This window comes from Paenibacillus baimaensis (assembly GCF_025567575.1).
Window position 1 is genome coordinate 161,143 of sequence record NZ_JAOQIO010000036.1, and the last position, 12,806, is coordinate 173,948.

Sequence of the window (12,806 nt, forward strand, 5' to 3'; positions counted from 1 at the left end):
TAATTCAATTTATTAAGCTATTTACACTTATATATTGTGTACTATTGTCGCAGAAGTGGTTCCCCTGTCAATTCGGGGATAGCTCTCTTACTGCTCTAGTGCTACTGCTGGGCGCACGCAAAAAGCCACTCTGACGAGTGGCCTGCGTTGCAAGTATATGCTTCAATTTAATCTACGAGCGAGTTGTTATCCTGACCAAGCTGGATCACAAATTTTGACGATGGCATTCTTCCATGACAGCAATTTGCTGGCGTACCTGTTGAGGTGTAACCTCAAGTGCTTTACCATGTACGATGGTCTCATACAGCATGCCATAAAAGCTCTGTGCCATCGTATGGAATAAATCCTTTCCTTGGTCTGCAGGGATATCCCAGCTTTCCTCATACCACTTCAGTTGTTCACGGCAATAGGCTGGTTCATTTTTTTCATTGACCAAAGGTGTAGTCACTAATTTCAGTTCCCCAGCTTCCTCCGGCTTGAAATATTTCCAATTCAGTTGTGTTGTGCTTCCCTTGATACCGCCTTTGGTTCCTTGCACGTTATAGGTAAAGCTCGGGTAGGCGCAGCAGGAGGAAATCTCGACATCAATGACAGGACGTCCCTGTCCATGCAGGATCACCTTAACATAGTCCTCGGCATCACCAGCCGTATTCGCACGGTCCATAATGGAAGTCACATCAGGCATCGCCTCACTACCAAAAAACTGGAGTGCTTGATCCACCGGATGGGGTCCCGTATTCAAGAGATTTCCACCGTTATTCGCGCGTAAGGTCTGCCAATCCCATCTTCTCGCAAAATTGTTATAGGCAATGCTGACCTGGACTACTCTGCCGATAACGCCAGATTGTATAATTTCCTGAACTTTACGATACGCAGGCGCATACCGCGATTGCTGATACACGGCAAGCAGTTTCCCTGTTCGCTTGGCAGTATCAATCAGGATGTCGACCTCGGCTGCCGTTCGGGCGAGCGGTTTTTCACATAAAACGTTAAAGCCGTGCTCCAAAATCTCTTTGGTAATTGAATAATGGAAATTACTGGTGGATGCATTAATAATTAAATCCAGGTCGCTTCTCTTAAAAAGATCATGATAATCTGCATACACATCGCAATTCAGCTCTTGCTTGGCTCTTTCCAGCCGTTCCTCCAACAGATCCGCTACAGCAACAATTTCATATTGCTCTTTAATTTGACTTAAGGAATAAGCATGTATATCCCGACCACTGCGTCCTTGGCCTATAATTGCTACTCTGACCTTATTCATACGTTGACCTCCGCTGCTAATTTACGCATATATTGTACATACTGTGGAAAGGCAATCTCGGGATTTTCCAATTCCGGATGCCATTTTTTCTCCCATTCCAATGTGAAGTAGCCCTTATAACCTTCACGTATTAATAACTTGTAGATCTCTTTCAGCGGAATATCACCTTCTCCGGTCAAGCAATATTGAAAATCCTCACCACCGCTAGCTCCGGCACGTGAATCCTTCACATGCGTGTACTCAATCCATTGTCCTAATGCATTCCAGCTATCCTCCGGCTGTTCCCCTACCATTCGATACGGATGATGGACATCCCACAATACGCCAACAGCTTCAGTATCCACCTGCTCCAGCACCTTCTTCATATCTACGCAAGAAATCCAATCATCATGCGTTTCAATCAGAAGCTTAACCCCATACGATTTGGCGATCTTGGCCATTTCACTGACATGCAGAACAACCTGCTGAATAGCCGTCTCACGGTTCGTATCGCCAATTTTACCGCCAAACACACGAATATAGCGTGTACCAAAAAGCTTGCAGAGCTTCGAAAATTCGGTGATCTCTTGCTTATTTTTCTCCAAATTTTCTTGCGAAAATAAATGGACGGAGCTTGAAAAGCAAGATACACGAAGACCGGCAGCCGTGATTTTCTGAAGAGTTTGCTCCACCTGCTCGGAGAATTCGGGAAGCTTGTAAATATTCATTTCACCTGTTAAACCTCTAAAGTCAATGGCGTCAAAGCCGTATTGTGCGGCGCTGGTAATAATTTTGTCTAAGGGCCACTCGGGACATCCTAAAGTGGTAAATGATAATTTCATGTAGGTTCACTCCATTATTAACAAGGATGGGTCCAGCTCATGATCAACCGTTTTTCTTTTTGTAGGATTCGTTCATTTCTTGAATGATTTTATTAAAATTGGCATCTGTCTTTAATTGTTCAACAAACTTGTCGTAGTTGGCGGTAGTTTCCTTGCCTACGATCATTTTGACCTTCATGTCGATAATTTTTTTCTGATATTCAGGCCAATATTTGACCCAGGCATCCGAGTCAACACCGATCGATGGATCCAGAACCGCGGATTTAGTACGTTCGTCAATGATCTTGGTGTGTTGATCGTAATAGTCTTTAGGAATACCGGCCTTATAGGCTTTTTGGTATTTGTCGTATTTCAGGAAAATTTGTCCCATCGCCTGCTGAGAAACGTTATCTTTCTTAGCTTGCTCCGTAGGGATCTTAAAGCCGTCCTGCTCCGTAAAGTGAACATCCTTAAAGCCGTAATTAGCCAAATCGGAGCCTTCATCAGAAGCACCGTAATCCATGAATTCCATGATTTTCTTCACTTTAGCCTCAGGTACCTTCTTGGGAATCAAGAACATACCAAATGAACCTGGGTCTGTAACCGTTGTACCGTTCAAGGACGTAAGAGGTTTCACATAAGCATCGGGTTTTTGTTTCCTAAGCTCAGCTGTTGATTCCCAAGCCTGGTCCATAGGAACAGCATCCAGACCACCTTTTCCTGCCTTCATCATATCCAGCGTCTGCGTTTGCTTCAGAATACTGAAATCCTCAGGGATCAGCTTCTCCACATACAGCTTATTCAAGTACACAAGAGCCTCTTTTTGTGATGGCAGGAAGATGATAGGTGTTAATTTCCCATCCTCCAGCTTCCAATCTCCAATGGTTTTCGTGAACGCCGTTTCAATAACATTAAATTTCCCTACACCTGTCGGGTCTGTATATCCGAGAAAGCCGTAGGTGTCGTCTTTTCCATTTCCATCAGGATCCTTGGTTGCAAAAGCCTTCATCACTTCATACAGCTCATCTGTTGTGGTAGGCTCCTTGAGTCCTAGCTTATCCAGCCAATCCTTGCGGACATTTAACCCGGTTTGCCCATAAACAGGTCTTACACGTGGAATTCCGTAGTTTTTACCATCGCCAAATGCAAGGTTTTTCCAGGTAAGCTCAGGGAATTTGGCCAGGTTCGGATAATTTTTGTACATAGCTGTCAGATCCCAGAAAGCCCCCTGTTGCGACATGCTTTTAACCAACGGATATCTTTGCGGATAGTCGGCAAGAATCAAATCCGGCAAATCCCCTGACGCCAACGTGACGTTTAGCTTGTCGGCATAGTTATTCGGCGATACCCAAGTGATTTTCAGCTTCGTGTTCGTGCGTTTTTCAATCTCTTTGATAATCACATTATCTTCACCTGGGGGCTCCTGCGAGAAGAAAGTGGACATAATGCTGATTGACGTAGGTGCTTCTTTTTTGTCACCTGTGCTGCTTGTCGGTCCCGGATTCGAACTGCAAGCCACAGTTGTTACCAATAAAACAGCTGCAGACATGACCGGTATTGTCTTCATAACTGATTTTTTCTTGAAAATCATCTTTATGACCTCCTCAACATGTTTATATATCATTCCTTAACAGAGCCAACCATAACGCCTTTTGCGAAATGTTTCTGCAGGAATGGGTATACCAGAATAATGGGTACTGTGGCAACAACAACGGCTGCCATCTTCAAGGTTTCCTTCGGCATTTCTTGCTCAGAAGCGATTTGGATGGCAAGGTCGCCGCCACTGGTCGAGGAATCGATCAGCATGTTTTGCAGCAGCACCTGAAGCGGCCACTTGTCGAAATCATTAATGTACAAAATCGCGTGAAAAAATACATTCCAATAGCTTACCGCATAAAACAGTCCAAATGCCGCCAGGGAGGGTAATGACAAAGGGAGAATGATTTTCACCCAAATTCCCATGTCATTACACCCGTCAATGCTCGCTGCTTCCTCCAAACTCACAGGAATACTGTCATAAAAGCTTTTCATCAGGAAAATGTACCAGCCACTCGTTAACGCAGGAATGATTAATGACCAGATACTATTGATGAGCCCGAGACTTTTGACAACCAGATATGGCGGAATAATACCGGGATTAAACAAGATCGAGATCAAAACCAGCAGCAATAACGTCTTTCTGCCCCTCAACCGCCTTCTGGATAACGCATAAGCAAAGCTTGATGTAACCGCAAGACTCAGCACAGTTCCGACAATAGCAAGGAATGCACTGTTGGCTCCTGCCTGGATAAAGGCTCCGGTGGATAATAAATACTGATAGTTCACTAGTGTCCATTCAGTCGGAAAGATGAATGCTCCCGCTTTTTGGATGTATTCTGAAGGTGTTGCAAAGGATACCAATACGATATATAGAAAGGGGATAATCGTAATAACCCCGGCGAAAGTAAGTATGCTTGTGACCGCAAAGTCGAAAGTCCATCCCCTGATATTTCTTTTCATTGTCCTGCCCCCTTAATATAAGCCATCTTCGCCAAATTTCTTGGCCAACCAGTTGGTCGATACGACCAGAATCAAGGCCACTACCGATTTAAAAAGCCCCACGGCTGTTGTAAAGCTGAATTGGCCATTTTTGACCCCCATTCGGAATACATAGGTTTCAAATACGTCCGAAACACTGGAGACCGCACTGCTGGTCATTAGATACACTTGTTCAAAGCCTACGTCCATCACTTGTCCAAGACGCAAGATCAATAAGGTAATGACGACATTTTTAATGGCTGGCAGGGTCACATACCACATTTGGTGTAATCGGTTCGCACCATCCATCTTGGCTGCTTCATAAAGTGCAGGGTCCGTTCCGGCAATCGCCGCCAAAAAAATAACAGTTCCCCATCCCGCTTCCTTCCATATTGATTGCAGCGTAAGCATGATCCAAAAATAATCCGGATTCGTCAGGAAATCGATTTTATCGAAGCCCATCATGACGACTACATTATTGACAATCCCTCCGGTACGGGAAAATAGGAGGAAGGTCATGCCCGCGATAATGACCCACGAGAAAAAGTGGGGTAAATACACAACGCTTTGAATCGTTGATTTAAATTTCATGTTTCTCACTTCGTTTAATAGGAGAGACACAACAATGGGTACCGGGAAGAAAAACACGAGATTCAACAGGCTGATCATCATCGTATTTCTAAAGAGATTCCAGAATTCGCTGCCCATAAAGAAGCGTTCAAAGTTCTCAAGTCCCACCCATTTGCTTGCCAAAAAGCCTTGATAAGGGGAGTATTCCTGAAACGCGATCAGAATGCCACCCATGGGGATATACTTGAAAATAAGAAAATAAAGAATTCCAGGAAGGGCTAACAGGTATAAATATTTATCCCGCAGAATGTCTTTTACAGCTAATTGGGATTTACTTTTGCTTCCTGCTGGCCCGGTTTTTTTATCTAATTCTGATACTGTGTTTGGCATGCTTTACCACCCTTCTTTCATGTACAGGTTTCATGCTCTCAATGTACAGGACAGCGCCATTTCTCACAATCCAACAATTTCTCAATATGATTAACTGGCATATCACTTTTTCCTTTGGGCTGGTTTTGGCGTGTTTTCGCACGAAAAAAGGCTATATGCTGAACGCATTATAGCCCTAAACCCGATTCCCGATATTCACCAGGTGTCATACCTTCTGACTTCTTAAATAGTTTGTTGAAGTAAGAGGGCTGGTAGCCCACTCTGGCTGCAATCTCGGTAACCTTCAAATCGGTATTTCTTAACAGCTGCTTGGATTTCTCCAAACGGACCTCGGTTACATAGTCGATAAAGTTTTGATTGGTGACTTCCGCAAAGACAGCACTTAACCTCTTCGGTAAAATTCCGATTTTATCTGATAAATATTCCAGCGAAATATCTCTCATATATTCCTGATCAATGATGTCCTTAACCTTGCGGATTGTCTGCTTCATCTCGATCCCCTGCTTTTCCGACAAGGTCTGGAGAAAGGGGTGAATGACGACATTGACGAACCACTTGTTGATTTCGTCGATTTCTTTGAGCTTGAACAGCTGCTCATACAGATTGATACCTTGCTTCGCGCTGGCATGTGCGACGTCCAGCTGCATCATCGCTCGTAGAACACTGCCGAGCAGTTGAGCCATATATTGTTGAATCTGAAAGGCCTTCCCGGCATTTTGTGTTAGTACCAGCATAAACTCATTCCATTTTTGAATCGTTTCTGCCTCAGCCCTCATTTGGAGCGCATGGATGAACTCTTTTTCAATTTGATAAGGATAGTCCAGATTCTCTTTGACATACGAAATGAAATCATCTGTGCTCAGAATTTGACCATGCTCCCCAATATTGCGGAAATGCAGGCATTGTTTGACCTCATCCAAGGCTTTTGGCAGCTCCTTCAGCTCATGGACCGGTCTGCTGATCCCTACCGCAACATGAACGCCCAATAACTTGGTAATCATCGTGATGACCTCATTTGAAAATCTGAAAAGCTCGCTCTTGATCTGTTCCTTGGGCTTATCCTGTTCAAAGGATACGAGCAAAGACACCGTTAAGTTATGCAGATTGATCGTTTCCATGTTGACTTTATCCGTAGAAAGCTCCTCAATAATATTAGCTGCTGCGAAGGTGACAAGCTGCTCGTCCCCCTCCACAAACCTTTTGCTGGTTTCCGAAAATGGGGATAATTGAATAAGCAGCAGAGCAAACTTCTTATCGACAGTATCCCAGCCGTGGACCTCCATTCGCTCCCGCAGCTCCTTTTCAGAAAAGAAATACAGCTGTCCTTGAATCAATTGCAGCAAAAATCCCTTTTTCATACTGTAACGGTTCTCTTCCAACAGGGACTGGAACAGCTGGCTTTCACGGGTAATATTGAGCCATTTGTTTTCTATATATTTGATCTCATCAGACCGATCCTCATCCTGCATTTTGCTGCTGATATTCCCTCCAAACATTTGAACCAACCGCTTGATCGGGCTGTACATACGCTGCGAAGCAAACCAGGACAGCAAAGCTGCTATAAGTACTCCCAGCATACTGACACCCAGCATCAGCTTGGATGTTAACGTGATGGGCTCCACTAATTGGGATAGCGGTGTTGCGATGACGTATCGCCAACCTGTTCGCGAGAAGGTAGCTGTGGCAACTGAATACTCCGCCCCCTCCCACTTCACTGTAAATGAATCGGAGTTGATTTCGTTTTTCATCACCTTGCTTTTTATGAAATCCTTTAAGGGCTGTCTGGCTGAGTCTGACTCTTTACCGGACGTAATCCAATCGCCATTCGGTTTCATAATAAAGGAAATGCCATCCTCATAAGGAGTCAGGTGCGTAATTTCTTTATCGATCAGGTTTTTGTCCAAATAAACTAACAAGGCTCCGTAAGGCCGCGTACTGACAAATGGAAGCTTATGAATCAACACTTGAGGAAACAAAGACCCTCCACTCGGTGAGTAGCTCTCCGCATCAGCCCAATACATCAGCTCCCCCGATTTCAGAATCGATGCATAGGCCGACTGGTTCGGCTCATCTTTGAGCCGAATGGCACCCCGGTCATTAGAAACCAGCAGCTGTTGATTTTCCAAATACAAATCGATTCGCATAATCATGGCATCCGAGCTTTGAGCAACGGCTAGCAGTCTGTAAATGTCCTGAATAACCCGGAATTCGTCTATAAAATTGATGTCCCTCAGGTTTTCATCGAATAGGGAATTAGCTGCCCCTTTGTCCACGGTCATCTCCAGCTGTGAGAACTGCTGATCAAACCGCTTAAAAACTTGCTCAAGCTGATACTGATTTTTCTGATAAACCTCCTTTTCCACCTGCTTGATTCCAATAAAATAAGTGCTAATTCCAATTATAGCTGTTGGCAAACTAGTAATTATTAAGGCAAAAATGAGACTTTTGCGAAAATAATTCCCTCTCAAGCTGCGTGTGTAATTGTTAAGTTTAAACATGGACCCTACATTCATACCCTATTCTCCTTATACGCATGAAATAAATAGAAATGAAGGTGCTCAACAAAAAACACGTTCCACCTGCATGACCGTCCTATCTATTAATGTTCGACATTATTTTTTTTCTTCCTCCTATCAGAATCTGTGAACAGTTAGCCGTTGAACCCCTTGTGGTTTGCCTGACATAGATAGAGTGAAATCAGTATACATTTTACATTTATTTACATTTTGTTACGAATTAAAGCTCCACTCTACAAAAAAAACGAAACCCATATCCAGCGCGGGCTTCGTCCCCTTGTCAACCATAGTCTGTTCTTACTTACAATTACATCATCCACCAGCATAACCTTACTGGCCGTAGCAAATTGAATGGGATCAATGAAAAGTACGACTGCCCTGCTGCCGAAATTCGCTTGGACTCAGGCCCGTTTCCTTTTTGAATTGATTGCTGAAATAGTGAATGCTGGTGTAATTTAACTGTTCGGCAATATCACTGAGCGTCAGCTCACCAAGAAGCATCTGTTTCGCTCGCTTCATCCGTTCCGAGATTAAATAATGCTTAGGTGTTCTACCCATCTCTTCCTTAAAGAGCTTCGTAAAATGGATCGGATGGTAGCCGCACAGATTGGCAAGCTGCTCGACCGTCCACGGCTGCTCGGGATGGATGCGCATGATTTCAAGCGCCGACTCTATTTTACTGGCTTTTCGCGTAAAGGATTGATCCAGTACATGACGCATGAGGCTTGCAATAAGCTCCATCAGCAGAGCTCGCAGCACGAAGGCATATCCTGGCTGCTCCAGCTGATATTCCTTCACGATTCTTAAGAATATCTGCTCCAGCTCAGGAAGATCAAACCAGGGAGGAATGACGATACTGCCATGCTCGGGAATATCCATATGATACGCCGGAGCCTGACAGGAAAGGTCCTCAAAGGAGCTTTCCCGGATGCGGTAAGCCGGATGGACGGGTACTGGTGAAGGATGGGACCAATGGAAATGAATGCTGTAAAATAATGCCTCTGTAAGGGTGTTTAGCTGATTCGGGCTGTCAGGACCAAAGAGAACACACTCCCCCGCCCTGATCCGCTGCTGCTTTTGGTTATACAGTAACTCTGCTTCTCCCTCGATAACATAAAAAAACTGCCAGTCGGGGATCGTTCTGGGACCCCAGGTTACATGTGCGTCCACTCGGCTGCGGTGAGCGAAATTAATCGTTGGCGTCAGCGTCAGAAGGGAACCTACGTTCATTAGTAAGTCACTCCTACTAGGATATTGGAAAAGTGTAAATGCCTCTTGGTTTTGTCTAAATACGTACCGTTCACAAGTTCTTATACTTAACTATATCACCACAAATAAGCTGGTTTCAATGAGAGGGGAATACTACATGCTGAACGCGGCGCAGATCGAGGAATTTGAACGGAATGGATTTTTAAAAGGCGGGGTTGTGCTGGATGACAGCGAGGTTGAACGGCTGCGTGAGGAGCTGGATCTCGTTATGGAAGGGAAATCGGTCAAGCAGCCGGTTCTAAACCGTAATATGAAGGAAGGCGAATCCCCCTATGACGGGATGAAAATGGTCGCCAACGAGAAGGTCATTCAAATCGTCAATATCTGGATGGTAAGTGAGGCCTTTCTGCAGCACGCAGGTCACTCCCGTATTTGCGAAGAGATCGCTCAGCTATGTCAGACCGATACGCTTCGTATATGGCATGATCAGATTCAATACAAGCCACCAGTAACTGGTGGACCGACGGCATGGCATCAGGATCATCCGTTGTGGCCAATCATTCAGCCTGCAGATCTTGTCAGCGCCTGGGTTGCCCTTGATGATGCAGTTATCGACAATGGCTGCATGTGGATGGTTCCGGGGAGTCACAAATGGGGAGATCAGCAAAAATATTTGGCCAGCAACGAGCAGTTTATGCCTTATCACCGCAAGCCCGAATTACTCCCGGAAGGTGCGGATCTAACAGCAGTTCCCTTTGAGATCAAGAAAGGGCAGGTTGGCTATCATCATTCCCTGACCTGGCACGGAAGCCCGAATAATCGATCAAATATGAAACGCCGAGCCATTGCTGTCCATTATATGCCGGGTCATACCCGCTACGAGCCATCCGGAAAACATCCGATGCTGCCCTATGTGGATATTAAACAGGGAGATATTTTGGCTGGGGAGCATTTTCCAGTTGTATATCAAAAATAATGATATGATTATGTAAATCCCAATGGAGAGGAGATCGATGAGAATATTGAATACACACGTGATCGGTTGTGCTTCACATGCCTATGTAATAGCGGAGGGTTGGGGTAAACTGCCTGCAAACATGGCTTATGGCTATACCCACGGCGTATGCGTTGATTCGCAGGATAATGTCTATGTGCATCATACAGGTAAGGACCCCGTTATTGTGTTTGACAGGGACGGCCGCTTTCTTACATCATGGGGCAAGGAATTTGAGGGCGGAGCCCACGGCTTCTACCTGCATCAGGATCAGGATGGCAAGGAATATTTGTATTTTACAGACAGGTTGCGCGGGCTCCTGGTTAAAACCACTACAGACGGGACGCTGATATGGGAGCAAGGACAGCCCGACCGTCCAGACGTTTATGATGCCTCGCGGCGCTATGTTCCCACAGATGTATGTGTCGCTCCGAATGGAGACATCTATGTGGCTGACGGATATGGACAATATTATATTCACCAGTACAATGCGGAAGGCAGCTATATCCGTTCATGGGGAGGCCGCGGCTCCGATCCGGGCCAGCTGCTGGAGCCGCACGGGATTTCTGTCAATTTGCGCGGCAATGAACCAGAGCTGTATGTCGCGGACCGTAGAAACCATCGCATTCAGGTATTCACACTGGATGGTCAGCACAAACGTTTTATGGAGCATAATCTCGATTTACCCTGCAGCTTTTATTTTTTCGGTGATGAGGTCTATATTCCCGATTTGGACAGCCGCGTAACGATTCTGGATAAGAACGATCGTTTGATCACCCATCTTGGAGAGGATCAGCAGGCGTACAAACAACAAGGATGGCCTAACCTGCCCAAAGCATACTTCCGACCTGACAAGTTTAGCTCCCCGCACGGAGTGTGCGTAGATTCCCGCGGAGATGTCTATGTGGTTGAATGGACTGCTGAGGGTCGCCTAACGAAGCTGATCCGACAAAGGGAGTAGACAAAGGTGACATACCAAATTGCTGTATCCTTTACGCTAGAGGATGGATTGCTTCTCAGTTACTTGAGTTGTTACTTGAGTTGTTACTTGAGTTCAACGGCTCTTACGAACGAAGCCTCCTGCACAATCGGCAGTAATTGCTCCACTCCATAAGAGCCCGGAAATCTTACAATCATCTCCAATGTAATGTCTTCCGAGCTAATACCACTACTTTCGGCTTGAAAGCTTAGAATGGAAATATGCTTCTCTTCCAGCAGCTGTTGAATTTGGGAGGTCGCCCCTGGCTCGTTCGTAATTCGAATAACCAGCTGTTCCGTTTTGGGGGAGGATAACCAATTGAAACGGCCATGTAAAAGCTTTTGAGCGACAAAAATAATGATAGCCACGCCTGCCCCCAATACGTACAAACCGGCTCCAATAGCCATACCTACCCCTGCAGTAGCCCATATACCTGCTGCAGTGGTAAGTCCTTTTATGGTCAGTCGCTGCATAAAAATCATACCTGCTCCCAGAAACCCTACCCCGCTCACCACCTGAGCAGCAATACGCGATGGATCGAAAGCTACATTCTCCCACCCGTTTTGGTCCTGAAAACCATATTTAGAAATAATCATCATCAGAGAAGCACCGAGTGCAACAACAAAATGTGTACGAATCCCCGCTTCCTTCATACGGTTTTTTCGTTCATACCCAACCAACGCACCACAAATTCCAGCTAATATAACACGCAGCAAATATTCATATTGCATCATGACCAGCCTCCAGACTTGTAATATTTATCAATGAGTGCGCTTCCCTATCAGGGGTTAGCACGAATAAGGTAATCTGTCTTTCATATTTACTGATTTAATGTGTTTCATATTACACCTGTGGTGACAGTAAATAAAGTTCTGCGATCTCTGGGTAATAGCGAGCAAAGTGAAATCTTGTTATTGACGTTGGTCAAGCCAATAGCAGACTCATCTCTCTGTCACAATTCAGATTTTATTTGTTTAAAAACCAAAATTGATAAATTTTTCTATCAAATTTTTGTAAAATGCTGTATATTAATCAGTATTAGTATGTATATTACATAATTTTGTCGTAAAAAGGAGAAATATATCTTGGATAATCTCATGCTAAAAAGAGACCTTACGTCAGAACAGTTGTCGATGGTTGGCAGCGAAGTGGAAATTAGAAAAAAAAGTAAGACCATCGCTTACGTGTTATGGTGGTTTACTGGTGTTTTAGGAGGTCACCGTTTTTATCTTGGTGATATCGGTTATGCTATCTGCTTACTCTTATTTGGATGGCTCACTGCTTTTATCTGGCCATTGGTAGACGTATTCTTCATTGGTAAGCGATTGGAGCAAAAGACTACACAGCTTGAATATGAGGTTATTCAACGAGTCAAGCTCGTTACTGGATCCAAAACTGCTTCTGTATAAGAGTGGAAAGCCATACGTTAACCCTGCGATCCCAAAGCTTAGCGCTTACATTTTAGTATTGACGATCATCGCAGCTTGTAGTAATATCTATTTGACCAAACAAATATTAGTTTAAAACCCAATTTCATACATTTATTTTAATAACATGTTACCACAAG

Annotated in this window: 11 protein-coding genes; 3 read left to right on the forward strand and 8 right to left on the reverse strand. The window is 44.6% G+C overall.

From position 1 onward, the window contains the following. Positions 1-205: 205 nt before the first annotated feature. From OB236_RS12870 to OB236_RS12900, 7 genes are all read right to left on the reverse strand, one after another. Positions 206-1,264, reverse strand: a complete 1,059-nt coding sequence (locus OB236_RS12870; RefSeq protein ID WP_262684343.1) for a Gfo/Idh/MocA family protein — start codon at positions 1,262-1,264, stop codon at positions 206-208. After that, positions 1,261-2,085: a sugar phosphate isomerase/epimerase family protein gene (locus OB236_RS12875; protein WP_262684344.1), complete on the reverse strand. Its 825-nt coding sequence runs from the start codon at positions 2,083-2,085 to the stop codon at positions 1,261-1,263. The genes OB236_RS12870 and OB236_RS12875 overlap by 4 nt, the downstream gene beginning before the upstream one ends. A gap of 43 nt (positions 2,086-2,128) precedes the next feature. Continuing rightward, positions 2,129-3,655 carry an extracellular solute-binding protein gene (locus OB236_RS12880; protein WP_262684345.1) on the reverse strand — a complete coding sequence of 509 codons (1,527 nt, stop codon included), beginning with the start codon at positions 3,653-3,655 and terminating at the stop codon, positions 2,129-2,131. Positions 3,656-3,684: 29 nt separating this feature from the next. Next, the gene (locus OB236_RS12885; RefSeq protein ID WP_262684346.1) at positions 3,685-4,563 is read right to left on the reverse strand and encodes a carbohydrate ABC transporter permease; all 879 of its coding nucleotides are present in this window, start codon (positions 4,561-4,563) and stop codon (positions 3,685-3,687) included. 12 nt (positions 4,564-4,575) lie between these two features. Beyond that, a complete protein-coding gene (locus OB236_RS12890; RefSeq protein WP_262684347.1) occupies positions 4,576-5,541 on the reverse strand; it encodes an ABC transporter permease in 966 nt (321 codons plus the stop codon). Between the two features lie 167 nt (positions 5,542-5,708). After that, positions 5,709-8,054, reverse strand: a complete 2,346-nt coding sequence (locus tag OB236_RS12895; protein WP_262684348.1) for a helix-turn-helix domain-containing protein — start codon at positions 8,052-8,054, stop codon at positions 5,709-5,711. A 360-nt stretch (positions 8,055-8,414) separates the two neighbouring features. Then, positions 8,415-9,287 (reverse strand): helix-turn-helix transcriptional regulator, encoded by an 873-nt coding sequence (locus tag OB236_RS12900; RefSeq protein WP_262684349.1) that lies wholly within the window; start codon positions 9,285-9,287, stop codon positions 8,415-8,417. Between the two features lie 136 nt (positions 9,288-9,423). Here OB236_RS12900 and OB236_RS12905 point away from each other — a divergent pair, with 136 nt between their 5' ends. Both OB236_RS12905 and OB236_RS12910 read left to right on the forward strand, forming a co-directional pair. Further along, positions 9,424-10,242 (forward strand): phytanoyl-CoA dioxygenase family protein, encoded by an 819-nt coding sequence (locus tag OB236_RS12905; RefSeq protein WP_076233581.1) that lies wholly within the window; start codon positions 9,424-9,426, stop codon positions 10,240-10,242. Between the two features lie 37 nt (positions 10,243-10,279). Further along, the gene (locus OB236_RS12910; RefSeq protein ID WP_262684350.1) at positions 10,280-11,221 is read left to right on the forward strand and encodes an NHL repeat-containing protein; all 942 of its coding nucleotides are present in this window, start codon (positions 10,280-10,282) and stop codon (positions 11,219-11,221) included. 83 nt (positions 11,222-11,304) lie between these two features. Here the strand turns inward: OB236_RS12910 and OB236_RS12915 are convergent, their stop codons facing one another. Next, entirely contained in the window at positions 11,305-11,973 is a 669-nt protein-coding gene (locus OB236_RS12915) for an MgtC/SapB family protein (RefSeq protein WP_408638457.1), read from the reverse strand. A 351-nt stretch (positions 11,974-12,324) separates the two neighbouring features. Here OB236_RS12915 and OB236_RS12920 point away from each other — a divergent pair, with 351 nt between their 5' ends. Beyond that, a complete protein-coding gene (locus OB236_RS12920) occupies positions 12,325-12,648 on the forward strand; it encodes a TM2 domain-containing protein (protein ID WP_262684351.1) in 324 nt (107 codons plus the stop codon). The last annotated feature ends 158 nt before the right edge of the window (positions 12,649-12,806 follow it).